Raw genomic sequence first — 23514 nt, forward strand, 5'->3', positions numbered from 1 at the left:
AATGTCTTTGTGATTTACATAAACAAGAACTGTCGAGAGCAAGCTGTAACTTAAATGAGACCAAAAGAATTGTTCAAAGCAAGATTCTCACGATTGCGAATCAAATTAAGCGCGTCAAGTTCTGCAAAGACTGCCTTCATTGTTGGGCTATTATCTCCATTAGTAGCTTTTGGGGGGCTGATGACAGCATTTTTGGCTGCATTATATAATGAAGAAAGATTCGAGCCTCTAGCAATCATGACACCGATTCTGCTAATTGGCTTAACTGTTCCCGTTATCTTTTGTCTTGTTGGTATTACACTCGGAATTATCGGAGTAAAATCTGAACAACGAAATACCGCTATTGCTGGAATTGTTATTTCAGGACTAACATTATTTTTCGGTTTTGGTTCATTATTTTTCCGCTGACTACTAAGGGAACAAGTAAATCAATCTTCGGTATTTGGCTTCGAATTTATCTTGCTTTCAAGCAGAGTCCACACCAGCCCAGCGCGGGTAACACAGATTTTTAGAAAGGATACTGAAAAATGTATTCGAATAGGACTTGACCCGTTAACCGCTAGGTTCCTGGTTCGAGTCTAGGTTGAGAAGCTTTTGACCAAAAAAATTGCCTTTAGCTTTTTAGCTAGGGGTATTTTTATCGTAAAATATCTTCGTACAAAGCTTTACCTGTGCCCACCCACCCGTAAGTAACGCTAGCCGTTGGGTCGCCGTATACCACAAATAGAAATTTGAAAACCTGAAGATAAAAAGGAATTGAAATAATGACAGTAAATTATGAAGATTTATACATAATTAGAATGCCTCTAGATCAAACCCTTCAATTGACGCAGAAAGTATTGTGGATGATGGGATCTACCATATCTCAGGTAAATGGCGAACAAGGAATAATAAAAGGTAAGATGGGCTTGACATTTAGATCTTGGGGGGAGGAAATCAGTGTAAGGGTAATAGTCATAGAAAATGGTTGTCAGGTCAATGTTAAGAGTCAATCGTCTTTGTGGACGACCATTTTCGATTGGGGAAAGAATGCCGAGAATGTGATGCGATTTGAACAAGGATTAAAAATATTTTCTAATTAATCGCTTTCCAAAAACGTTGGGAAGAACTGATGTTGAAATATATGTATACAAAGTTGTTTTTATCTCATACTGCCTGTAATCCATTAGGCGATAAAATGGCGGCTGAACATTTGGTTGGGCGACTCGTTGCAAATACAAGAAACTAAAAGAACAAATTGTTTTGATAAGGATTAATATGGGTATTATGAATTTGAAGATGCTAAATCGGCTGTTTGGTGATGATGAGGAATTCTGGGCAAAAGTGAAAAATCAAAACAAACACGTTGAGTATCTAAACGAACTCTTTAAGAGACAGGCAATTCAATCACTATTATTGATTCTTTATTTCATTCTCGCTATGGTAGGAGCATTTATGAGAGATACTTTTTTGATGGCAATGGATCTCTTCTTTTTGTTTGGATTTGGAATGTTATATATAGATACCACGTCAAAAATAAGAATGATCAGACTTTATGAATTACTATCCACAATCGATGAAAAGCCTATGTAAAGACAGGTAGCCACTCAGTAAAGTGTGTAGCGGACGCTAGAAATTTATACTGTTAGAGATAACATTTGAAAACGTACTTGAATAGGACTTGACCCATTAACCGTCCAGGTAAGGCAGAGTATTGTTTGTAACAAAAAGAGCCTGTCACTTCAAAGTGACAGGCTCTTTTTTAACTCTCAATCATCTGCGGCGGCGCGGGCTACTTCTTCTGGCTCGAAGACCACTTCTTCTTTACCAGTCAACTTATCCTGTACTTTTTCGAGGATCAATTTCAAGTGCCCAGAGTGTGAGACGTAGTCCAAGTCATCGGCAGGGACGGCGAGGACGGGGCAAAGCGTGAAGTTCTCGATCCATTGTTCGTAGAGGGTGTTTAGCCCCTGCAGGTATTCGGCTGAGATGGTCTGCTCGTAGCCGCGTCCGCGGTTGGAGATGCGATTTTGCAAAGTGGGGACAGAGGCCCGTAGATAAACGACCAGATCCGGGGGCGGAAGGAGGCGTGATGTCGTTTCGTAGAGTTCACGATAGGTTTGATAATCCCGCTGATTGATGTGTCCTTGCAGGAAGAGGTTGTGAGCAAAGATCTCGGCATCTTCATACACGCTTCGATCTTGCACAACAGAGCTGGGGTGTTGTCCCAATTTGTAATGTGAACGTAGACGGTGTGTGAGGAAGAATACTTGCGAGTGGAAGGCCCATGCCCCCATATCCTTATAGAAATCTACAAGGTAGGGATTCTCAGTGACTGGCTCGTAGAATGGTTCCCACCCTAACCGCACACACAGCATTTCCACCAGTGTGGATTTTCCGACGCCGATGTTTCCTGCTACCGCAATGAATTTTTTCATGCGACCCTCCAAGATGTGTTTACTGCGGAATTTCACCCGCCAGTTCCTTATCGATGATCTGCTTGAAAATATCGAGTGGTTGAGCGCCCACGACCGCAAGCCCATTGATAAAGAATGTGGGTGTTGAGCTTACACCGAGGTTGAGAGCAAAATCACTATCTGATTGAATATCGGATGCATATTTGTGGTCTGTAATGCACGCTTCGAATGAAGTTGTATCCAGACTAAGTTCCTGTGCATATTGCAGATAGACTTCCTTGCTCAACGCATCACTGCTGAATAACTTTTCGTGGAACTGCCAATAGGCATCCTGTTCACCGGCACACAAGGCGGCTTCTGCGGCAGGTTGTGCATCAGGGTGAATGGACGTAAGCGGCAGGTTGCGATAGACAAATTTGATCTTGCCCGGATACGCGTTCAGCAGAGGTTGATAAACTTCCTGATGCCAGCGTCTGCAAAACGGACATTGGTAATCACTGAATTCAATGATGGTGATGGGAGCATCGGCGGGTCCGATGGATGGGAAGCCTTCGGATGCGACTTTATAGCGTGTGAATTGCGGCTGTTGTGTGACAGGCGCCTCCACTACTGGACCTCCAGCCTGCGCGGCCACAACAGGGATTTCTTTCCCTGAAGCATCGAATCCCCAAACTACATAACCAAGGATCACGCCTGCGGCAAAAGCGAAAACGGTAATGATCGCGTAAAAATGACTGACCTTGAAAGAGAACATTTCAGCTGGTGCTGATTCTGTGATCACAGGTTCTTCAGCATATTCCGGCGTAATCAAAGGCTCTTCGATAAGAGGTTCTTCATCCATTAAATTTTTTGTTGATTTTGTGGGCATGCCGGCATTATAACATGTGGCAGAGTTTTGCTACTTTAACATTCGATAAGCGTATTTATAGGTGACAGTTACTTACAAAGCATAAAAATTAATTTGGAGGTCGAAATGACAACACATGAAAAGCATATCCCCTGGTATCTCTGGCCCTTCGCGGCGATCTGGAAACTCCTCGCTGTGATCGTCGAAATGACGGGCCGCCTCGTTGCGATGATCCTTGGTATCGTCCTGATGCTTGTGGGCGTACTCGTCAGCCTGACGGTTATCGGGGCCATCATCGGCATCCCGTTGGCGATCGTGGGTTTGCTGTTGCTGCTGAAAGGGATATTCTAGCCACAGTCAAAGTGCATATAACAAACGAAAAGGGACAGGTCTTAACCTGTCCCTTTTCGTTTTTGCTTGTGTTATTGTGCTTTTGGCATCTTCATTTCAGATGTTAGAGCAAAACGTTCTGAAGAATTTAATATTTGTGCAGTGAATAACTTGCTCTGAGTCTGGCCCTTATTTCCAGCCGAGATCGCAAAGCCTGTTAGATAAAAAGGAAATGTGCTACAGGTTTTGCATGTGCGTGTATAAAATTCGATCGACGGAATAACGGTGTTGTTTTTAAGTACCCCCAATAACCCAATAAAATCCCTGCTCTTAATAAACTCCACGGCCTGATTAACAGATTCAAATTGTATGCCACCGATATGATCTCCCTGTGCAACCCACGTGCCGCAGTTCTCGCAGAAAAGATCTTGTGTCGCTTTATAAGCAGATTCGATACTTCCATAAGCAATAATGCCCATTTCAACCAACCAGTACACCCAGGTAAACGCACCAAGGTTTAGGTCTGAGCCACTACTGCCAACACCTACATGAGAAATTGAAACACCGTTCTTAGCTTCCAAAAGAATGAAACCAACAAAGCCAGACAAACCAGTTTCTTCAGTCAACAGATAGTCAATGAATGCCTGTACTTTGTCTTTGGGAGCAGGCTCACCATACTCAGCAATTGCCTCTGTTTGTATCTCTTTTGCCAGAGTACTGCGAAAGTGAATGTAATCAAAATAATGCATGCTTCCATAAACAATTACGGCGGCAATTAGACCAGCAATAACAACAACGAATTTTGAGCGGATTTTTTGAGATACAACTACAGACTTAATGACAATCCCTGATGCGAACCCCATGAAAATAGGGAATAAAAGAATTAGATAAATAAATCTCGAAATCAGCGAAGCTAGTCCGCCAATTACAATTCCCGCGCCGAGAACGGAGCCTAAAAGTAATACTACACCTTTGAATGATACTTTACGATTGTTGAGTTCTTCTTGCATTCTATCCTCTCCTTTTTAGAACTATCAAATAAGCAGGTACACAAAAGAACTTTATCTCGTGTGTACCTGCCTATTCGTTTGTACATTATTTTATTCCCTAAATATCCTCACATGCCTGCGCGGCTCTTTCCCATACGAGTGACTGACCAACTCAGCGCCTCGCGCCATTTCGTGTTGGAGCCTTCGCACGAGTGACGGGCCCGGGGGCAGGTCCACCCAGCGTTCGCCGTTGAGGACTGCGGCTATCGCTTGTTGTGTTTCGTTGCGGATGTCGTCCATGTTGTCGCGGATGGGTTGCATGGCGCTCAAGTTATACAGGTCGCCAAGGAATTGCTCCACTTGCGCCACGGTGTTCGCGCGCAATACATAGATTGGCATGCCGCGTTGTTCGGCTTCGATCACTGTCTGTTGGCGGTTGCGGTAATACGTTCGCAATGTCACCAATGCATCGGCCTCACTTACATCGCGCACGATGACGGCTGGTAAGCCAAGTCTCTTTGCGGCTTGTTGCAGTCTGTTGCGTGCCACACCGTACGGATAGACTTTCACGGGTTGCAATGCCGCGCCCGTTGATGACGGAACGGCTCTGGGTGTTTGATAAGGCTCTTCGGATGCTGGAACAGACCGACCCTGAGTCTGATCGAGCGGCGTTACGCGTCCACGGCGGGGCGTTTTCGTTTCCTTCGCATCCATGCGGGACTTGTCAACTGCTTCCGCTTTCTCAACCTTGATCTTGCCCTTTTCATCGCGCGTCCGCACTTCGGGAGATAACGGATAGCCGCGCAGGAGCGCATCCACAGACGCCATGATATCGAGATGGACTGTGAAACGATCGCGGGTTTGAATTTCGATGAGGACATCGAACGTTGGAGGCGCGCGTCTTTCGAGGACTGTTTTCTGGGTGCCGCGTCGACGGGCTTCCTCATCCGACAATGTGACCGCTTCGATGCCACCGACAAGATCACTGAGCGTTGGGTTGAGCAAAAGATTATCGAGTGTCTGACCGTGCGCCGTGCCGATGAGCTGCACGCCGCGTTCTGCGATGGTACGCGCGGCAAGGGCTTCGAGTTCACGCCCGATCTCGTCAATGACGATGACTTCGGGGTTGTGATTCTCAACGGCTTCGATCATGACTTCATGTTGCAGGGTCGGCACTTTGACTTGCATTCTGCGTGCCTTGCCCACGGCGGGATGCGGCACATCGCCGTCACCGCCGATTTCGTTGGACGTATCCACAATGACCACGCGTTTGCTTTCGGCAAGAATGCGCGCGGCTTCACGCAGGAGCGTGGTCTTGCCCACACCAGGGCGACCGAGAATGAGGACCGATTTGCCTGACTCGATCATATCCTGCATGATGTCCACCGTGCCATAGACGGCGCGACCAACGCGAAGCGTGAGGCCAACCACTGCGCCGCGTCGATTACGGATGGCGGAGATGCGGTGTAGTGTGCGTTCGATGCCTGCACGGTTATCTGCGTCGAAATCACCGGTGCGCTCATCAACGTAATCGAGCTCGGCACGTGTGATCTCGGTGTCGCGCAAATTGACCTCGCCATCCACAAAACGGACAGTGGGGATGCGTCCCAGATCTAATATGATCTCGAGCAGGTTGTCGCTGTTATCTGCTTTTTCCACCGCACGGCGAATATCAAGCGGAAGGACATCGAGCAACGCGTCGAGGTCGTCAGTTATTTGTAGTTTTTTACTCATAGGGTTATATACGTCAGTGCCACGTTTCTGGTTCCATAGCGTGACAGAGAATATTGGTAAATTAGAAAGACGAAGCGGGGATACTTGCGCCGTGCGGGTCGTCACGTCCACGGCTTACGGGGATTTAGATGTGGTTCACCATCGGGAGTTTACCTCCTGTTCTGGAATTTTTGGTTGCATGTCTATTATACGGGAAATCGGCTGTCCCCGCATTGGAAAGTGATTGTAGAATTTATTGCTCAAAACTAGGTGGATTTGTATTTTTCATACCAGTGTTGGAACGTTGTTTCAAAAATAAAAGTTCCTTCCCGTAAATTATTAAAAACAAGTGCCTTTCCGTTTTTAAGCCTTACATAAACAGGATAATAAAAAGCATTTTTAATCATTTTTTGCTCAAGAAAAAATCCATCTATCTCACTTATATGAATCCGTCTTTTCCAAGCTAAATGGGTTATTACTAAAAAATCCTGCTCAAAAGAACTTTTCAAAGGTGGAATGACAGCAATCCCTAGGCATAACAATCCTATTAGTAATAGTGCAATATTGGTTGTTACATCATCGTTGCCAGCTATAAAACTAGTCATAGATATATATAATATTAATACTCCAAACAAACCCATCCCCGCAAAGACCATCAAGGAGTACAGACTTGTATGAAAATCAGTCATTGTTTTATTTTTCCAAAGCGTTTCTGTCTTGCTTCTTAGTACATCAACGATTTCTAAAAAATCTACAACCTGAGAATTTATAGACAACTTTATATCCCCATCATGGTTTATTAAAACAAACCCTGAATCTTTAAATCGAATATTAGAAACCTCATGCCAATGCAAATGATTAGTATGAAAAAACGAAGTCACTGCAATTTCTGTGTCATTCACTTTGATAGTATAAAGGCTCCATACAAACCCTATCAAACATACTAAAGCAAATGGGATAAAACATGAGAAAGACACTATTTCTTCTTTATCAGCATAAGACGCAACAGATGCGAACCCAAAAAAAATGACCCCGACCCCCATAATGATTCGAACAAAAAGTGGCAACCGATAAATTCGCTGTTCTATTGAGTTTGGCATATTCCACTCCTACACTTTTTACTTCTTCCTTTCAATTATACGAGAAATAAAAATTCCCTTAGACAATTCAGATGCAGTTAATTGGTTATGGTAATATCTTCCCAAATTGTCAGTCAAACGGGAGATATTTTCAAATGGAAAAGAAACTGATCTGGCCTATTTATATAAATTCCATCTTGTTGGTTGCGTTGGCTTTTTACTTTTTCTTTTACCCGGCTGTAACCATCCTTCGTGATTTAAATGACCCTGGTTTGAAGACAGGCGATACTCCACCGCGATTTGCCTACAATTGGCATCGTTCCCTTTCGACAAAGTATGAAAAGTGGGCCCGTGAACGTATCGCTTCGGGCAAAGCTGCTGAAATGAGCCTTCAGGATATTTCAGGAACAGAGTGGCCTGTCTTTGGTACAGTCTTTTATCTGTGGGCAACCGAGTCGTTGCAGGAAGCCTGGGAAAAAGATCCTTCGTTATCGCGGACAGCGCCGAAAGAATATGCCCGCGGAGCAATCGAAGCGTCTGCCGCATTGGTCAGCGACCCGAATCATGCGGGTTGGGTTAAGAAATATTGGGGTGAAGATTATCTTTCACGTGAAAATCTTTTCTATCGCATGTTACTGATTAGCGGGTTGACCAGTTATCAGAAACTTACAGATGACAACAAATACGAATCATTATTACGAGAACAAACTAATTCGCTTGCGAATGAACTTGACCAATCTCCTTACGGTTTGCTGGATGATTACCCTGGTCAATGCTACCCAGTGGATATTCTGCCTGCCATCGCGGCAATTCACCGTGCTGATGCAGTGCTTGGTACAGATCATTCTGAATTTGTCCGAAGGTCTGTTCGTGCCTTTCAAGGTAATGCTGTAGATGAACTTACAGGATTGCCCACCTATACAGCGAACTCACGTACTGGTCAGGGATATGGTCCTGCGCGTGGCGTAGGTATCACGTTCATGCTGATATGGGCGCCACAACTTTGGGAAGATACGGCAAAGGATTGGTATACAAGCTACGATTATCACTTCTGGCAAAGGGAATGGGCAACGGCTGGCTTTCGCGAATTTTCAAAAGAACTTCTCAACGGCGATTGGTTCATTGATGTGGATGCGGGTCCTGTTATGGGCGGATATGGAACTGCCGCCAGCGCTTTTGGTATTGGCACAACGCGAACATACGGCCGCTTCGATCAGGCTTATCCTTTGAGTGCAGAAGCGCTTGCCGCTTCCTGGCCATTGCCAGATGGTACGCTATTAGGTCCACGCATGTTTTCAAATCTGTCCGATGCGCCATATGTGGGAGAAACAGCTTTGTTGTTCAGCTTGACGCGTCAATCGATCGTTGAAGACGAAGTTCCTACAGGTGGATATATCCCTGCTTCAGTATATTTTGGAATTCTGTTCTATCTTGTTTGTGGAAGTATATTGATTTGGCGAGCTCGTTTTACACTTAACCGTTGGAGAAAACTATCTGGTAGCCCCATCCCTCAGCCGTATTTGCAATTTGTTCTATGGTTGATGTTTTTCACAATAGGATTGACCATGCTTATCTTTTTCAATAAAGCCATTGGCGCACTCCTTATATTTTTAGCGCAAACCCTTCCTGTTCATGGAAAAATTTGGTCATGGTTGATAGATTACGATATGCTAAAACCCGATCATTAAATTGATCTATTTCTTCCCATCAATCTTGCTTACCCTACTCGGTTGGATACTCACTCCCGCAGGCTGAGTGGCACGTGCCAATGATGCATCTTTCACCATGTGAACCAAATGCTTTACCATCACCGCCTGTCGTTCTGCGGCCTTGGCGCCAAGGTCCGCAAGGACAGGTTCGAGCCAAGCCTGATACGAACGCACGCAAATGTAAACAGGTCTATTGCGGCGATCTGGAAGATTACTGATCAACGCTGAAAGTTTTTCGCTGACATTTGTTGCATCAGGATGAATGAGCGGGGTCAAGACAATTCCATGCACTCCATGAGTCACGCTCACGTAACATTTTGCACCTTCATTACACATCCAGCCAATGGCGGCTTTAGGCTGTGGTTCTATTGGATGCAACAATGGCGGGACGATTTGACTATATAGACTCTGCACGGAAGGCAAGTGAATGGATTTGACACGAGTCCAATTTGATATTGAACCTGTTTCAGCTATTCCAGAGATATCCCACATCCTTTGCCAGGCATACACTGAAAAACCAGACTTTCGTAATGCGATGAATGCGTCGTTGGTCTCGTCCACTTCAGCAAGGACGTGAAATGCGCCCCAAGCCCCTGCCTGAGAGGAAAGCTCATCGATCAGGGACGGAAGTTCAGGATGATTGAGCTGAGAAGATGGAGCAAGGTAATACAATTTTGCGAACGTATCGTCCCGTGTATGGATAACTCCCCCGAGAATTGAATCCTTTTCGCCGTTTGCAATCGCAGAATAGATATGACGTGCAGGGTTTACGTAAGAGAACAATCCTGCCGCTCCCAACGGGTTACCGCGAGTCAACATCCGCGTGGTATCAAGTCCCACGGCTTCATCGCGGAAGCTGTAGATATAGGGTAGATCCAAAAGTGCAAGCGGACGAATGGACATGTTTAAATTATATGTCATTGCGAGCCCAAAGGGCGAAGCAATCTTCTTGCATAGTTCGAGATTGCTTCGGGATTTCGATGCTGTCGCATCTCAACCCTCGCAATGACGGGATAGTGTTAATCAACCAATGTCAAAAAGTATTCATGGAAGCGCGTATCGTTTGTCAACTCGGGGTGAAAGGATGTAGCGAGGAGATGCCCTTGTTGAGCGGCAACAATCCTCCCGTCAGAAACCGAGGCGAGAATCTTTGCGTCTCCGCTCACTGATTCAATGATCGGTGCGCGGATGAAGACTGCATGATATGGTGAATCCGAATTGGTGGCTTGTTTGAGTTCAGGAATATCCAGATCTGTTTCAAACGAATCGATCTGTCGACCGAATGCATTGCGCTGAACTTTAATATCCATCAACTTCAATAGAGGTTGGTCGCGGCTTATATCTTTTGAAATAAAGATCGCGCCCGCACATGTTCCCCAGATCGCATGGCGTTGACCGAACTGCTTCAACGGCTCCATCAGATCGTATGCAACTGCCAGCTTACCGATCGTTGTGGACTCGCCACCAGGAATGATAAGGCCATCGAGACCGTCTAAGTGTTTGGGCAAGCGTACTTCGGATGCATCCACTTTCAATTTCTTGAGCATCGCGATATGTTCGGAGAAATCTCCTTGTAAAGCTAAGACACCGATTTTCATAAGTTAGCTGTCAGCATGTAGCTGTTAGCGATTAGCAGGCTAAAAGCCAAACACTAATCGCTAACAGCTGAATATTTACCAGCCACGTCCTGCAAGTTTTTCCGCTTCAGGCATCGCCGATGTATTGCGCCCAACCATTGCCTCACCGAGATTCTTGCTCACCTCTGCGAGAATGGATGCGTCCTTGTAATGCGTCACTGCCTTGACGATGGCATTCGCGCGTTTGGCAGGGTCACCGCTCTTGAAGATGCCAGAGCCAACGAACACACCGTCCACACCAAGTTGCATCATCAATGCCGCATCAGCAGGAGTCGCAACGCCGCCCGCGGCAAAATTAACAACAGGCATACGTCCAAGTTCCTTTGTCTCTTTCACGAGTTCATAGGGCGCGCCATTATTCTTAGCGAACGCCATTAACTCTTCATCGCCCATCGTTTGCAATTGGCGGATCGAACCGATCACCGAACGTGCATGACGAACCGCTTCCACTACATCGCCTGTGCCTGCTTCGCCTTTGGTGCGGATCATCGCTGCGCCCTCACCAATACGACGTAATGCCTCACCGATATTGCGGCATCCGCATACGAACGGAACTTTAAAGTTGTGCTTCAAAATATGATGCTCTTCATCGGCAGGTGTCAACACTTCAGATTCGTCGATGTAATCAATGCCTAACGATTCAAGAATCTGCGCCTCAACAAAATGTCCAATGCGGCATTTTGCCATCACAGGGATCGTCACCGCATCAATGATCTTCAAGATCATATCGGGGTCAGACATACGTGCCACACCACCATCCGCACGAATATCAGCAGGCACACGTTCCAGTGCCATCACCGCACACGCACCCGCATCTTCCGCGATCTTAGCTTGCTCGGCATTCACCACATCCATGATGACGCCGCCCTTAAGCATTTGCGCCAACCCTTTTTTCTCAGTCCATGTACCAGTCTTAACTTCCATTTCTATCTCCTTGAATTTCTTTCGCATGGAGTTTTATCCACGCGCTGACTTGATCTTTACGCACGAGATTCTACCACGCTGATACAACGCCTCATTCCCAGCCGAAAGTTGATTCTGTTTCGATGAGCGAAGCGCCACTTTAGGCTTTTACTCCTTATCTGCAAGCATCTTGACAAAACCACCTTAAGGGATACAATTCAGTCAATAATACAATTAGTACAATAATCCCAAAGGACAATGTATGGCAAATAAGAAACTGATCCTTCAAACAGATTTCCGCTCGGGGTTACCCATCTATACACAGATCGTCAATCAGGTGCAGGCTCAGGTCGTTAGCGGAATTCTCAAGCCAGGTGACCAGTTGCCAACAGTCCGTGCATTGGCAGAAGAGTTGAGGGTTAACTTCAACACAGTGGCTCGTGCCTATCGCATACTCGATGAAGCCCGCATCATATCTACACAACAAGGACGCGGTACATACATCACTGAGATCCCGCCGCCGAATGTCAGCGATAAATTACGTAAAGAAACTTTGGAAGCGTTGACACAAAGATATATAAGCGAAGCCATGCGATTGGATTTCTCAAAGAGTGAGATCAGGCAAATGGTTAGCGACCAACTCAAAGCTTGGAGCGAATCGAATAAGTCCGCAGAATAAAAATATAGTGATGGTTATGGTCCATCAATAGAAATAAAAGGAGAAAGCAATGGATACAAAATTTATAAAGTCATCGATGGAAAAGAAAAAAACACAACAGGCTGATATGCACATTCCGCCGATTGCTGGAACCATGTTCAGTGTGACGATGGTGATCGCCATACTTGGAGCAATTTTTGGTGATGGCAAACTCAGTGATGCAGTGCTTGGTGCCTGGGTGCTCGGTTGGACACTGATCGGCTCGTACATTTTGTTTGCCTTGAAAGTGGCGAATCAATGGGAAAAGGCCGTGGTGCTGAGATTGGGAAAATTCCATGGGTTGAAAGGTCCAGGATTGTTTTGGATCATCCCGCTGGTGGATACGGCTTCCTCATGGATCGATCATCGTGTGATCGTTACTTCGTTCTCAGCAGAAAAGACTCTGACGAAGGATACGGTTCCTGTTGATGTAGATGCTGTATTGTTCTGGGTTGTGTGGGATGGGGAGAAAGCTGCGCTCGAAGTGAAAGATTATCAATCTGCGATCTCATGGTCAGCGCAAACCGCATTGCGGGACATTATTGGACGAATGATGCTGGCGGATATTCTTGTGGGACGCTCGGCGATTGACGAAGAACTTCAGCACATCATTGATGAGCGTACAACGCCTTGGGGAATCACTGTGCAATCGGTCGAGATCCGTGACATTGTCATTCCGCAAGTGCTGGAAGATGCCATGTCTCGGCAGGCACAGGCTGAGCGTGAACGCCAGGCACGCGTCATTCTCGGTGAGTCGGAAGAGCAAATTGCTGCATCGTTTTCAAAGGCTTCAGAAGCGTATATCAATAACCCCACAGCCTTGCACTTGCGCGCAATGAACATGCTCTTCGAAGGCTTGAAAGAAAAAGGCGCGCTTGTGATCGTGCCAAGTTCTGCAGTGGACACGATGAATCTCGGCAGTTTGAGTGGTATGGTCTCACTGGCACAGAACAATTTGCCGAAGCAAGAGTCGTGATGAAAGAATATAAGTAATAAGGAGAATGAATGTCTACTCGTAATACTACTGTTATCGTTTTGATCCTGATCGTAGCCGCAGTGCTTGCAGGATTATTGCTCTGGAACAAACTTCCTGACCAAATGGCCTCACATTGGGACATCAATGACCAAGTGAATGGTTATATGCCCAAGTTCTGGGGTGTGTTTCTGATGCCGCTTATCGTGCTGGGAATGTCTGTGTTATTCCTTGTTACGCCAAACATTGATCCGCTCAAGGCAAACATCGCCCAATTTCGCGAAGCGTTCAACCTGTTCGTTATTTTGATCGTGGTGTTTATGCTTTACATTCACGGATTAACTTTAGCCTGGAGTCTCGGTTATACCGATTTCAAGATGAGCACATCCATGTTACCTGCGATGGGACTTCTCTTTGTGTTTATTGGCTTCATGCTTCGTAAGGCAAAGCGGAACTTCTTCATCGGCATCCGCACACCATGGACTTTGAGCAGTGACACTGTCTGGGACAAGACCCACCAGCTAGGTGCTGTGCTTTTCATGGCTTCTGGCGTGCTGACGTTTATCGGAGGAATTTTTGGTGGCGTAACGGCCTTTTGGTTCCTCTTTGTCCCACTAATTGGGTCGACGATTTTTCTGCTCATCTACTCGTATGTGTTGTATCAAAGAGAATCAAAGGCATAACCAAAAACGGAGCAGGCTCCCCCTGCTCCGTTTCACGTGAAACAAAAGAGACAATATGAAAACATTCATTAACTGGAAAATCTTTTTTATCTTATGGCTTGCGGCGATTCTCGCCACATTAGCTGTACTACCTTATTCGCTGGAATTGCAATCGGGACTTATCACACAACTTGACCTACCCATATCACTTCCTGCGCTGATTGCACTTCAGACTCTTCAAACTGGCATTCTCTTTGCCGTCCTCATTTTCATTGGATTGATTCTGATGGAGCGCATCGGTCTTTCATCACCGATACTTGACTCAGTTGCGAGCGGCGAATCCTATGCTGACAAATTCTCTGCCATCCTGCCCATTAGTGTTGGACTTGGAATCGTCGCATCGCTCTTTATCATCGGTTTAGGTTTTATCTTTCAACCCATGTTGGTACAGGAACTTGGTGATAAAGCCAACGCGCTAAATCTAACTACACAACCCGCAGTGTGGAAAGGATTCCTTGCATCATTCTACGGCGGCATTGGCGAAGAGATTCTGTTGCGGCTGTTTGTCATGTCTTTGCTGGCGTGGCTTGGTTCATTCATCAGCAAGACATCCGAAGGCAAACCGACAAATACCATCTTTTGGGTTGCTAACATTCTCGCGGCAATTTTGTTCGGTCTTGGGCATTTGCCTGCTGTATCAACACTTGTTCCACTTACAACGCTTGTTGTGGTTCGTACCGTGGTGCTGAACGCAGTTGGCGGCGTCATCTTTGGCTGGCTCTATCAAACTCGCGGACTTGAATCTGCGATGATTGCGCATTTCTCTGCTGATATCGTCTTACATGTATTACTCGCTTTATAGGAGATTGAAATGAACGATGAAATCAAAAAATGGGAATATCGTGTTCAAACGATTGGTAGCATGTTTGGAACAAAAGATGAAATCGTACAGTCTACGTTGGATGAGTGGGGCGAAGAAGGGTGGGAAGTGATCAATGTGTTTACGCCTGAAGGTAGTGGCAAAATCACCATCGTTGCTAAACGACCTTTAACAGAACAAGCACGTCGTGCACGGTCTATGCCTCAGATGGGATAAACTTTGTCGTAGCTGTATCAAACAACAGATAAGTTCGAAACGTGTTTTATATCCGCTCGTAAATGGGCGGATATTTTTATTTGCACAAAACAGAACATATGTTCTATTTCCATTAACGATACAATTGAAACATGCAAACAATACGCAATCCAATTTTGATTGTCATTATTCTATTGAGTCTTGCGCTTGGGTTGGCAACACTTACCCGTGGACAGGATTGGGGCGATGATTTTGCATCTTACATTATGCAGGCGCAAAGTGTTTCTAATGGCACGATACAAACGTTTATGCAACACAATGCATTTACCGTGAATAAATCTTTTGGATATATTGGGCCAATTGCTTATCCATGGGGATATCCACTAATCCTTGTTCCCGCATATCTTTTACGCGGTGTACACCCCATTGTTTTGAAATTGCCCGCATTGTTCTTCTTCGCTGGTTTTTTAGTTTGTTTATATTTTTGGATGAAGAGCCGCTTCACTCCGACCGAAAGCCTGCTCATTGTTTCCTTATTCGCTTTCAACCCGATGCTGATCGGCTTTCTCGATTACATTGTCTCTGATATACCCTTTCTGTTTTTCTCAACATTGACATTGTTGTTCCTATCAAGGGACAAACGATTCACAGTAGCTGGTTCCATCTGGATCGGACTCTCTATTGGTTTTGCTTTCTTCATCCGCAAACAAGGGATATTACTTTTGCCTGGCTATATCGTAGCACTCACGTGGAATGCAAGAAAGAATAAGAGTGACCTGAACAACATTAAGATGCTTGTTCAACATGTACTCGTTATTACGTTTACATTTGCGTTGGTGTGGTTGACCACGGCCTTGTTGTTTCCCGGTGAGGGCGGATCTTATTTTGCGCAATACGGTGCATTTCAATTAAAGACTGTTATAGAGTTTGTCGGGCGGTATGCAGTTTTATTTAGTTCTTTTTTCGGTGACCATTGGGCTTGGCAAATATTGTATTGGGTCACTGTTATCTTCTTCTTGATCGGCGCATGGACAACATGGAAGGATGACAAGCACTTGCTCTTTTTCTTTGTTATCTGGATGCTCTTTCTTATCACCTGGCCCTTTTGGCAGGGAGAGAGGTTTATCTTTCCGTTGTTGCCCATATACGTGTATTTTGTGTTTTCGGGAATGAAGACATCGATTGCCCGTCTGCCAATATCTCTTCGCAAAACCGGGACAACGATCTTTTATACTTTTTGGATTGTTGTGTCCGTTGTGTTCCTCTTTATATCAAGCGTAGGTGCATACACAAACCTGCGAGCAAACAGGGATAGCGCTGGTCCGTTCGATGCATACAGCGATGAAATGTTCAACTTCATCAGAGACAATACATCGCCTGACAGCGTCGTTGTTTTCTTCAAGCCACGCGCCATGAGTTTGTTCACGGGGCGATATTCCATGCGAGTGATCGAATGTCGTTACCTGCGTGATGGAGACTATGTATCCCTTCATAAAAAATGGGACAATAGCCAAATCTTGCCCGATCAAATAGATGAGTGTGGGATTCCTCTAAAGAACGTTTACGAAAACCGAAGATTTATTGTTTACGAAATATTGAAATAAAACTGATACTTGAATATTGTCCCTAAAATCGGTAGACTATATCCATGAATACAAACACTGGAAAACTTCGCGATTTGGAAGGGCGGCAGAATCAATTATTACGTCTTGTGGAATTGAGTGTCACGCTCAACTCCACACTTGACCTCGACCAATTGCTTCAGCAAATCACCGCCACCGCAACGGAACTTCTCGATTGTGAAGCGTCATCTATCTTGTTGTATGACGAAAAGAATCCGCGTTTGTATTTTGCCGCAGCCACGGGTTCAGACCCGGCGGAGCTGGCAAAGATCCCTGTGCCTATCGAGAACAGTCTGGCAGGGACGATCTTCCGTACGAATCAGCCGATGATCCTAAATAACGTGGAGCAGGACCCGCGCCATTATTCCCTCGTTTCCGATCAAGTCAAATTCCAAACACGGACGTTGCTCGGTGTTCCCATGCCTATAAAAGATCGGACGATGGGCGTGTTGGAAGCGATCAATAAACGTGAAGGTGAATTCACAGACCGCGATGTAGCGATCCTTTCCGTCACTGCCGCGCATGCTGCCATTGCGATTAATAACGCGCGGTTATTACGCCAAACAAAACTGGCTTTGGAAAAGGTCAGGGAAACCAATAACATCAAGAGCAACTTCCTTGCTTTAGCTTCACACGAACTGCGGACCCCATTAGGTATCATTATCGGGTATGCGACCTTTTTACAGCAGGATGCCCAAGGCGAACTTTCTGATCACGCGCAACAAGTGCTGAATGCGGCATCACAGATGCGGTCGTTGCTCGACCAAATGAATAACCTGACTCTCTTGCAAGCAGACGAGATGCAGTTACGCCCGCAAAAGATTTCTATTCAGGATGTTTTGAATTTCGCCTGTGATGAGATTTTGTATTCTGCCGCAAGACGTAATCTGGAATTGACCTATGCTTTCGGCGATGATCCCATCTACGTGAACGTGGATCAGGAAAAGACAACATTGGCATTTGTAAATCTGTTGAACAACGCCATCCGCTTTTCGCCTGAAGGGAAAGCGATCGTTATTGGCGCAGTGCAACAAGGTGACAAAGTTATGGCTTGGGTACAAGATAATGGCATCGGCATTCCCACGGACAAACTACAAAAAGTGTTCGAAGAGTTCTATCAAATCGAACCTCCTAACACACGTCACTATGGCGGCCTTGGCATTGGTCTCACCATCGCAAAAGGTCTGATCGAAGTACAAGGTGGAAAGATCTGGGCCGAGTCTGAAGGTCTTGGTACAGGGACAACCCTCAAGGTTATATTGCCAAAAGCGTAGAGAACTAGTTACAGCACAAATCAAAAGCGCCCTGTCTTTACGACAAGGCGCTTCTTCTTTTGACTAACAGACTAACGACTAGTGGACTAACCTAGATGCATCGGCATGATCACGTGCAGGTAATCATCCTCACCTACAGGTTTGACCACACCTGGCGCATTCGGCGCGGACGTTTCCAGCGCAACGTTGGGGGTTCGAATCACTTCCAACGCTTCGCGCAAGAACTTCACGTTGAACGCGATCAGCAACCCGCCGCCATCCACTGTTGCTTCGACGATGGTTTCGTTCTTGCCGGTCTCTTCGGATGTAGCAGAGATTTCTACTTCGCTGGGTTGTAATTCGCCCTGCGCGCTCTTGATATTGAAACGTGCCACATTCGAGCCTTCGCGCGCAAAGATCTCAGCCTGCTTGCATGCTTTCAGCAACGAAGCGGTTGAGACCAAAGTGCGTGACTTGTAAGAGCGAGGGATGATCTGATTGAAATCAGGGAATGTACCATCGATCAACTGTGACACAACTTCCACATCTTTCACGCGGAAGACCACCTGACCACGTCCCTTGGGTAACACCATGTAGATCGGCTCTTCGCCATCACCGGCCACGCGTGCCAATTCTTTCAAAGCTTGAGCTGGGATGATCGCCGAAACCGGAGCAGGCACGGGCGTGGAAAGAACCGCTTTTCGGACGGAGAGTCTAAATCCGTCTGCGGCGGCCATTGTCAACTTGTCTTTTTCTACTTGCACGAGTACACCCATCAACACAGGGCGTGCCTCATCGGTTGATGCGGCGAACACCACCTGATGGATCATCTCGCGAAAGTCACCAGAATTGATTTGCACCGCACCATCGAGATCAGGCACGGGCAACGGCGGGAATTCTTGTGCATCAATGCACTTGATATCGTTTGTGGATGTACCACCGCGCACATTCAAGGTTTGTGTCTTTACATCGAGCTTCAACATCACCTGATCGCTCGGCAGTGTGCTCACCAGGTCGTTGAACGTACGCGAAGGCACGGTCGTTGAACCTTCCTCGTCAATACGGGCGGGAATCCAGCAGGTGATTCCCAATTCAAGGTTCGTGGCCGAGAGGCGCAGGCGTCCCTCGTCTGATGCGATCAACACATTCGCCAACACAGGCAATGTACTGCGCGGCGAGACGGCTTTTGAAACGGTTCCCAAACCACGGGCTAAATTTTCTTGAAGGACAGTCACTTTCATGGTGCGTCTCCTCGTTAATGAATAACCCTCTTATTTTACATCATTAAAACAAGTAGGTCACGCTTCGGTGGTTGAGTAGTGGCGCAAAGCGCCACATACCGAAACCAAGCGTGACCTACTGAATTTAGAACCCAGTAACCAGCGAAATCCCAAATACCAGCAACAGGAATAACAGTTGCAATGTGAACAACGCCGCGAACACATATACCACTATTACCCACCCTGAACGCGTTTGTTTCTTTATTTGGACTTCCTGCCCCTCGGCCATTCTCTGCGCTGATTCTGCCGCCTGCGCCGCATCCTCTGCCCACACGAGATTCTGCGCTTCATTCTGGACGATGATCCTGTTCCCGCTAAATGACCTGATCCACGCTGGGGCATCTACTGTCACCGCACCGCTCACGATCATTGCGCTGAAAGTCCCTTCCGGTTGTTTGTCAGGAGTTGTGACCGTCACCTGAACTTTCGCTCCAGATTTTATCAACGCGGCTTTGATCGCATCCACGATCCCATTCCCTGAGTCGACGATCAATACCGAGAATGCACTTTGTTTTTCAGCCAACGTATTCGCTGTGGATGTGCCATCTGCTCGCAAAACATTCCAGTGATAGATGAGTACCACGACGAACAGGAACAACACCTGAATAAGATTGAGCAGTGTGTTTAGGAAATCACTTCCTGTGTTACCGGTTAACACAACGCGGATGAGTTGATAGACTAAACCCACCGCTGTGCCCATCCCGCCAATGACAGAGGTAAACAACGCAAGATATAAATAAGTCTTGCGAAGCACTGACCTCCGCGCGTGATCGCCCAATTCACCTTGTGCCAAAGCTTCAGCTTGCATGGGCCGCCAGGTTAGCAACCAAAGCGGTAAGCCAACCACCAACATCGAAATGGCAAAAGCCAATCCAGAGCGGGCTCCAGCGCTTATCAAATAGGACTCGCTGGTTGTCATGTCGATGATGAACGCGAGCAGGGTTGCAACGCCGATGAACGAAACGACCAACCCAATAAACGCAAGGATGTAGTTATACAAGCGCTTCATCCCTGACTGACGAACCTTATCACCAACCGCTTCGATGTGACGGTTCAGCCAATATCCATAGTATGCCCAGATCATTCCTAGCGGCACACCGACCGAGATGGGTCCACCAAGTTGTTGCACGAAGTATTGTGCGGTCCAATCTGCGCCGAACAAGCGTGTGACAATGGTATCTACCACCAGCACCGATGTGGTTACAACGGTGATGACACCACCCAGGGCAAGGACGTAGAGAATGCCGAGGCGTAGGTTCGAGCCCATTTCCGCTGGATCAGCCAACGAGTCCTGAATGATGCGCCACGAGTACACCCACACCGGAGTGCCAACGAGGAGCAAGGCAGTTCCGTTGACGACCACCTCACGTCCCATCTCTCCCAAAATATCACCGGGGATGTAAAAGAGGAAACGCAAAATTTGTTGTGCACCAAAGATTGTCATCAACAGGCCATAGAGCATCCAAATGTAGCGATATAAACGGCGAACTTCAGAGAAGTTCTTTTTATCTTGTAGTGTTGTCCATTCACCGCGCAGAACATTCCAGAAATAGGCCGCGACCACCAGATTCATGAGAATGGCGATCAGGTTATCGGCGAGAGTCTGTTCACGGAAGATGCTAAAGGCGCGCGCTATACCAAGCCCTGTACTTTGCACGAGAGCACGGTCGATGAACGACAAAAAGTTTTGTACAACGGGAATGAGGGTGCCAAGCAATATGGCATACAGAAAGACCGCGCGAATGGCGGCTTCTTTCTCTTCCTCTTCACGCGCAGAGACGCGTTGCGCCCACAGCCAATGAATAAGGAAGATAGGTACACCTACAAGGATCAATGCCAACGCTGTTGCTAACGCATCGGCCCCACCTGAAATCGTTTGATCCACAATCGAGCGAAGCAAACCGACCAGCCCCCACACAACGATCTCAATGCTGATGAACGCAACGAGGTAAAAGTAAAGACGACGAATAGATTTCATAATATTTTTCCTTCCGCCCTGAGCGGAGCGTAGCACAGTCGAAGGGCATCAACTATGTTCATGGCGTTACGAGTGCCATTTACTCCGCTCAGCGCGGAATTATTTCGGCACTTCTTGATACCAGCTGTAATCCCAGAAGTTATAGGTGGGCATCGAAGACAACTTCCATGAGCCGTTCTGTTTTACGAGAATAGCGCGTTGTGTATCACGATAACCAGAGGAGAATGGGTCGCTTTGGTTGTAGATCTGCGAAACTTCCACCGAGGCGTCATCGCCGCTGATCTCTGATTGGCCTACATCTACAGCTGTGGTGTCCGGATTTACGTACCCGTTCAAAAACGGACGGTGGAATTCTTCGTAGGTTGGCTTGTACTCAAGGTCGGCGAGGTAGCCGTAGGCTTTCTCGTAGTCCTTGTTCAATATGGCCAACACATAGTTATGCACTACGCCCTCAGGTGTATCTTCTCCAATATATGTTTGGGTGTCTTTCCTTGTGAAGAAGACTACGAGAGCGATCACTACTAATGCCCCGATTCCTATCAAAATACCTGTCAAAAACCGATCTTGTTTCATGAGTACCTCCGATGTTCAAAATCATTGTATAGTTTTTATGACGAAAACACAAGCGGAATAGTTTCCCGCTTGAATAACAGTTACATTACCAGTATACTCATTCCAGAAAAGGTCTATCTTTCATGCCCGATAATCCTTACCGTCTCCAGGCCGCCATTCAGGATTTTCAGTCCGCACAACAACGCGCTTCCATACAGGAAGTGCTGGCACGTGTCACCGGCAAGTCGAATCAGCTCCTTTCTTATGAAGAAGTCGCCGAAAAATTGAAGTTACGTGCCCGCACGGAGCGAGGTATTCAGCATATTCCCCTCAACGCCATTGTGGGAAGTGTGGGCCGTTACACTGATTTCACACGTACCTTTCTGCCGTGCCGCATGGAAGATCAGGAGCGCTGGGTGCGTGTCAAAGCCGCCATGGAAGATGGCTCTGGATTGCCGCCCATTGAAGTATATAAAGTGGGGGAGGTGTATTTCGTAGTGGATGGCAACCATCGCGTATCCATTGCGCGGCAGGAGGGCTTCCCATCCATTGAAGCGCATATCATTGAATTTCAAACCGACATTACACTCACGCCCGATGTCAAACCCGATGACCTTATCATCAAGGCCGAGTACGTCGATTTTCTAAGTGTTACACGTTTGAATGAGTCGCGCCCAAATGTAGATTTAAGCGTCACATCCTGTTGTCAATATGACAAGTTGATCGGCCAGATCGATGTATGTCAGTACATGTTGCAAGAGCAAGGCAAACAGGATGTGACAGTATCGCTTCAGGACGCCGCCGTATACTGGTACGACACAATGTTTATTCCCCTCGCTGAAGCCATTCGTGACCGAGGCCTGTTGCATTGGTTCCCCGGTCGTACCATCACAGACCTATACATATGGATCTCGGAAAACCGCGCCGCCATTCAGGATGAGCTTGGGTGGGAGGTCCAGTCTGATATCGCTGCAACAGATTTGATATTAGAAAGAAGCGTCAAGACCGAACCCGGCAATTGGCGCAAGGCCCGTACTGTTACACGTTACACCGATCACCTCTTCGCTGATATTCTCGTCCCTTTGAGCGGATATGCAGAGAGTTGGGATGCGTTCGATCAGGCCGTTGTCATTGCCCGGCGTGAGGATGCCAAATTGCACGGCTTGCACATTGTGTCTACAAAAGATGACGCTGAAGGCGAAGATGCACAGCGCATCAAGGTGCGTTTCGATCAAGCCTGCAAGGATGCCGGTGTGGAGGGAAGCCTTGCCATAGATATCGGCGATGTTACACAAAGGATCTGTGAACGTGCCGTGCTGACGGACTTGATCGTTGTGAAGATCATGAACCCGCCGGGCGCCGGTGTTTCAGCATTGACATCCCCATTCCGTACGATCATCGCGAATTCATCGCGCCCGTTGTTGACTGTCCCGCAGAAGGCTACGCAGTTTGGGCGTGCTTTGCTTGCGTATGACGGCACTGACCTTTCTAAGGAAGCGTTGTTCATCGCAACGTACCTCGCAGAAATGTGGAAGACCGAATTGATCGTGTACACCGCTCTCGATGGTTCCAAGGTCAAAGCAGATGCGCAGGATTACGTCCGTCGTTATCTTGAATTCCATGAAGTGGAAGCGGAATATATTCTCAGCGAGCAAGGCGCCATGGACTCTTTGAAGCAAACTGCCGGCGAAAAGAAGGTGGACTTGGTCCTTATGGGAAGTCACGGCGGTTCCATTTTGGAACAAGTCTTTGTGGGGAGCGCGCTCGATTACATGTTGAGAGAGTCGAACATTCCCACATTTATCTGCCGTTGACGAAC

24 protein-coding genes are annotated in these 23514 nt (G+C 46.8%); 13 read left to right on the plus strand and 11 right to left on the minus strand.

Going from position 1 to position 23514, the window contains the following annotated elements; all coding sequences use genetic code 11:
* Nucleotides 1-54 precede the first annotated feature (54 nt).
* From IPP66_04890 to IPP66_04900, 3 genes are all read left to right on the plus strand, one after another.
* Entirely contained in the window at nt 55-408 is a 354-nt protein-coding gene (locus IPP66_04890; GenBank protein ID MBK9924611.1) for a hypothetical protein, read from the plus strand.
* Between the two features lie 356 nt (nt 409-764).
* Nucleotides 765-1082 carry a hypothetical protein gene (locus tag IPP66_04895; GenBank protein ID MBK9924612.1) on the plus strand — a complete coding sequence of 106 codons (318 nt, stop codon included), beginning with the start codon at nt 765-767 and terminating at the stop codon, nt 1080-1082.
* A gap of 184 nt (nt 1083-1266) precedes the next feature.
* Nucleotides 1267-1572: a hypothetical protein gene (locus IPP66_04900; protein ID MBK9924613.1), complete on the plus strand. Its 306-nt coding sequence runs from the start codon at nt 1267-1269 to the stop codon at nt 1570-1572.
* 176 nt (nt 1573-1748) lie between these two features.
* On the opposite strand, the gene IPP66_04905 is transcribed toward IPP66_04900, so the two are convergent.
* Nucleotides 1749-2417 (minus strand): deoxynucleoside kinase, encoded by a 669-nt coding sequence (locus IPP66_04905; GenBank protein ID MBK9924614.1) that lies wholly within the window; start codon nt 2415-2417, stop codon nt 1749-1751.
* Between the two features lie 19 nt (nt 2418-2436).
* The gene (locus tag IPP66_04910) at nt 2437-3264 is read right to left on the minus strand and encodes a DsbA family protein (GenBank protein ID MBK9924615.1); all 828 of its coding nucleotides are present in this window, start codon (nt 3262-3264) and stop codon (nt 2437-2439) included.
* Nucleotides 3265-3369: 105 nt separating this feature from the next.
* Between IPP66_04910 and IPP66_04915 the strand changes: the two genes are divergently transcribed.
* The gene (locus IPP66_04915; protein ID MBK9924616.1) at nt 3370-3594 is read left to right on the plus strand and encodes a hypothetical protein; all 225 of its coding nucleotides are present in this window, start codon (nt 3370-3372) and stop codon (nt 3592-3594) included.
* Nucleotides 3595-3665: 71 nt separating this feature from the next.
* On the opposite strand, the gene IPP66_04920 is transcribed toward IPP66_04915, so the two are convergent.
* The 3 genes from IPP66_04920 to IPP66_04930 all read right to left on the minus strand — a co-directional run bounded on the left by IPP66_04920 (nt 3666) and on the right by IPP66_04930 (nt 7375).
* The gene (locus tag IPP66_04920; GenBank protein MBK9924617.1) at nt 3666-4583 is read right to left on the minus strand and encodes a hypothetical protein; all 918 of its coding nucleotides are present in this window, start codon (nt 4581-4583) and stop codon (nt 3666-3668) included.
* A 90-nt stretch (nt 4584-4673) separates the two neighbouring features.
* Complete coding sequence (locus IPP66_04925) at nt 4674-6296, minus strand: AAA family ATPase (GenBank protein ID MBK9924618.1); 1623 nt, start codon at nt 6294-6296, stop codon at nt 4674-4676.
* A gap of 245 nt (nt 6297-6541) precedes the next feature.
* Entirely contained in the window at nt 6542-7375 is an 834-nt protein-coding gene (locus IPP66_04930) for a hypothetical protein (GenBank protein ID MBK9924619.1), read from the minus strand.
* Between the two features lie 134 nt (nt 7376-7509).
* Between IPP66_04930 and IPP66_04935 the strand changes: the two genes are divergently transcribed.
* A complete protein-coding gene (locus IPP66_04935; GenBank protein MBK9924620.1) occupies nt 7510-9042 on the plus strand; it encodes a hypothetical protein in 1533 nt (510 codons plus the stop codon).
* A gap of 6 nt (nt 9043-9048) precedes the next feature.
* Here IPP66_04935 and IPP66_04940 read toward each other — a convergent pair whose 3' ends face one another.
* The 3 genes from IPP66_04940 to pdxS all read right to left on the minus strand — a co-directional run bounded on the left by IPP66_04940 (nt 9049) and on the right by pdxS (nt 11624).
* Nucleotides 9049-9984 carry a hypothetical protein gene (locus tag IPP66_04940; GenBank protein ID MBK9924621.1) on the minus strand — a complete coding sequence of 312 codons (936 nt, stop codon included), beginning with the start codon at nt 9982-9984 and terminating at the stop codon, nt 9049-9051.
* 98 nt (nt 9985-10082) lie between these two features.
* A complete protein-coding gene (pdxT, locus tag IPP66_04945; protein ID MBK9924622.1) occupies nt 10083-10661 on the minus strand; it encodes a pyridoxal 5'-phosphate synthase glutaminase subunit PdxT in 579 nt (192 codons plus the stop codon).
* Between the two features lie 75 nt (nt 10662-10736).
* Nucleotides 10737-11624 carry a pyridoxal 5'-phosphate synthase lyase subunit PdxS gene (gene pdxS / locus IPP66_04950; protein MBK9924623.1) on the minus strand — a complete coding sequence of 296 codons (888 nt, stop codon included), beginning with the start codon at nt 11622-11624 and terminating at the stop codon, nt 10737-10739.
* Between the two features lie 241 nt (nt 11625-11865).
* Between pdxS and IPP66_04955 the strand changes: the two genes are divergently transcribed.
* From IPP66_04955 to IPP66_04985, 7 genes are all read left to right on the plus strand, one after another.
* Entirely contained in the window at nt 11866-12282 is a 417-nt protein-coding gene (locus tag IPP66_04955; GenBank protein ID MBK9924624.1) for a GntR family transcriptional regulator, read from the plus strand.
* Between the two features lie 106 nt (nt 12283-12388).
* Nucleotides 12389-13276: a slipin family protein gene (locus IPP66_04960; GenBank protein MBK9924625.1), complete on the plus strand. Its 888-nt coding sequence runs from the start codon at nt 12389-12391 to the stop codon at nt 13274-13276.
* A gap of 29 nt (nt 13277-13305) precedes the next feature.
* Nucleotides 13306-13956, plus strand: coding sequence for an SdpI family protein (locus tag IPP66_04965; GenBank protein MBK9924626.1), 651 nt, complete (start codon nt 13306-13308; stop codon nt 13954-13956).
* A gap of 55 nt (nt 13957-14011) precedes the next feature.
* A complete protein-coding gene (locus IPP66_04970; GenBank protein ID MBK9924627.1) occupies nt 14012-14797 on the plus strand; it encodes a CPBP family intramembrane metalloprotease in 786 nt (261 codons plus the stop codon).
* A gap of 9 nt (nt 14798-14806) precedes the next feature.
* Nucleotides 14807-15031, plus strand: a complete 225-nt coding sequence (locus IPP66_04975) for a DUF4177 domain-containing protein (GenBank protein ID MBK9924628.1) — start codon at nt 14807-14809, stop codon at nt 15029-15031.
* 131 nt (nt 15032-15162) lie between these two features.
* Entirely contained in the window at nt 15163-16614 is a 1452-nt protein-coding gene (locus tag IPP66_04980; GenBank protein ID MBK9924629.1) for a glycosyltransferase family 39 protein, read from the plus strand.
* A 44-nt stretch (nt 16615-16658) separates the two neighbouring features.
* Nucleotides 16659-17906, plus strand: coding sequence for a GAF domain-containing sensor histidine kinase (locus IPP66_04985; protein MBK9924630.1), 1248 nt, complete (start codon nt 16659-16661; stop codon nt 17904-17906).
* A gap of 86 nt (nt 17907-17992) precedes the next feature.
* On the opposite strand, the gene dnaN is transcribed toward IPP66_04985, so the two are convergent.
* From dnaN to IPP66_05000, 3 genes are all read right to left on the minus strand, one after another.
* Entirely contained in the window at nt 17993-19126 is a 1134-nt protein-coding gene (gene dnaN, locus IPP66_04990; protein ID MBK9924631.1) for a DNA polymerase III subunit beta, read from the minus strand.
* A gap of 124 nt (nt 19127-19250) precedes the next feature.
* Nucleotides 19251-21143, minus strand: coding sequence for a hypothetical protein (locus tag IPP66_04995; GenBank protein MBK9924632.1), 1893 nt, complete (start codon nt 21141-21143; stop codon nt 19251-19253).
* Between the two features lie 99 nt (nt 21144-21242).
* Nucleotides 21243-21716 (minus strand): hypothetical protein, encoded by a 474-nt coding sequence (locus tag IPP66_05000; GenBank protein MBK9924633.1) that lies wholly within the window; start codon nt 21714-21716, stop codon nt 21243-21245.
* 122 nt (nt 21717-21838) lie between these two features.
* Between IPP66_05000 and IPP66_05005 the strand changes: the two genes are divergently transcribed.
* On the plus strand, nt 21839-23509 hold the full coding sequence (locus tag IPP66_05005) for a universal stress protein (GenBank protein ID MBK9924634.1): 1671 nt from the start codon (nt 21839-21841) through the stop codon (nt 23507-23509).
* The last annotated feature ends 5 nt before the right edge of the window (nt 23510-23514 follow it).

The organism is Candidatus Defluviilinea proxima (assembly GCA_016721115.1).
GTDB lineage: Bacteria > Chloroflexota > Anaerolineae > Anaerolineales > Villigracilaceae > Defluviilinea > Defluviilinea proxima.

What these genes read in the sequence shown, in the direction of transcription:
- IPP66_04940 (MBK9924621.1), bottom strand. Translation starts at nt 9,984, where the DNA reads ATGACATATAATTTAAACATGTCCATTCGTCCGCTTGCACTTTTGGAT.
- IPP66_04895 (MBK9924612.1), top strand. Translation starts at nt 765, where the DNA reads ATGACAGTAAATTATGAAGATTTATACATAATTAGAATGCCTCTAGAT.
- IPP66_05000 (MBK9924633.1), bottom strand. Translation starts at nt 21,716, where the DNA reads ATGAAACAAGATCGGTTTTTGACAGGTATTTTGATAGGAATCGGGGCA.
- pdxS (MBK9924623.1), bottom strand. Translation starts at nt 11,624, where the DNA reads ATGGAAGTTAAGACTGGTACATGGACTGAGAAAAAAGGGTTGGCGCAA.
- IPP66_04965 (MBK9924626.1), top strand. Translation starts at nt 13,306, where the DNA reads ATGTCTACTCGTAATACTACTGTTATCGTTTTGATCCTGATCGTAGCC.
- IPP66_04960 (MBK9924625.1), top strand. Translation starts at nt 12,389, where the DNA reads ATGCACATTCCGCCGATTGCTGGAACCATGTTCAGTGTGACGATGGTG.
- IPP66_04970 (MBK9924627.1), top strand. Translation starts at nt 14,012, where the DNA reads ATGAAAACATTCATTAACTGGAAAATCTTTTTTATCTTATGGCTTGCG.
- IPP66_04975 (MBK9924628.1), top strand. Translation starts at nt 14,807, where the DNA reads ATGAACGATGAAATCAAAAAATGGGAATATCGTGTTCAAACGATTGGT.
- IPP66_04935 (MBK9924620.1), top strand. Translation starts at nt 7,510, where the DNA reads ATGGAAAAGAAACTGATCTGGCCTATTTATATAAATTCCATCTTGTTG.
- IPP66_04925 (MBK9924618.1), bottom strand. Translation starts at nt 6,296, where the DNA reads ATGAGTAAAAAACTACAAATAACTGACGACCTCGACGCGTTGCTCGAT.
- IPP66_04900 (MBK9924613.1), top strand. Translation starts at nt 1,267, where the DNA reads ATGAATTTGAAGATGCTAAATCGGCTGTTTGGTGATGATGAGGAATTC.
- dnaN (MBK9924631.1), bottom strand. Translation starts at nt 19,126, where the DNA reads ATGAAAGTGACTGTCCTTCAAGAAAATTTAGCCCGTGGTTTGGGAACC.
- IPP66_04905 (MBK9924614.1), bottom strand. Translation starts at nt 2,417, where the DNA reads ATGAAAAAATTCATTGCGGTAGCAGGAAACATCGGCGTCGGAAAATCC.
- pdxT (MBK9924622.1), bottom strand. Translation starts at nt 10,661, where the DNA reads ATGAAAATCGGTGTCTTAGCTTTACAAGGAGATTTCTCCGAACATATC.
- IPP66_04930 (MBK9924619.1), bottom strand. Translation starts at nt 7,375, where the DNA reads ATGCCAAACTCAATAGAACAGCGAATTTATCGGTTGCCACTTTTTGTT.
- IPP66_04955 (MBK9924624.1), top strand. Translation starts at nt 11,866, where the DNA reads ATGGCAAATAAGAAACTGATCCTTCAAACAGATTTCCGCTCGGGGTTA.
- IPP66_04915 (MBK9924616.1), top strand. Translation starts at nt 3,370, where the DNA reads ATGACAACACATGAAAAGCATATCCCCTGGTATCTCTGGCCCTTCGCG.
- IPP66_04985 (MBK9924630.1), top strand. Translation starts at nt 16,659, where the DNA reads ATGAATACAAACACTGGAAAACTTCGCGATTTGGAAGGGCGGCAGAAT.
- IPP66_04995 (MBK9924632.1), bottom strand. Translation starts at nt 21,143, where the DNA reads ATGAAATCTATTCGTCGTCTTTACTTTTACCTCGTTGCGTTCATCAGC.
- IPP66_05005 (MBK9924634.1), top strand. Translation starts at nt 21,839, where the DNA reads ATGCCCGATAATCCTTACCGTCTCCAGGCCGCCATTCAGGATTTTCAG.
- IPP66_04980 (MBK9924629.1), top strand. Translation starts at nt 15,163, where the DNA reads ATGCAAACAATACGCAATCCAATTTTGATTGTCATTATTCTATTGAGT.
- IPP66_04890 (MBK9924611.1), top strand. Translation starts at nt 55, where the DNA reads ATGAGACCAAAAGAATTGTTCAAAGCAAGATTCTCACGATTGCGAATC.
- IPP66_04910 (MBK9924615.1), bottom strand. Translation starts at nt 3,264, where the DNA reads ATGCCCACAAAATCAACAAAAAATTTAATGGATGAAGAACCTCTTATC.
- IPP66_04920 (MBK9924617.1), bottom strand. Translation starts at nt 4,583, where the DNA reads ATGCAAGAAGAACTCAACAATCGTAAAGTATCATTCAAAGGTGTAGTA.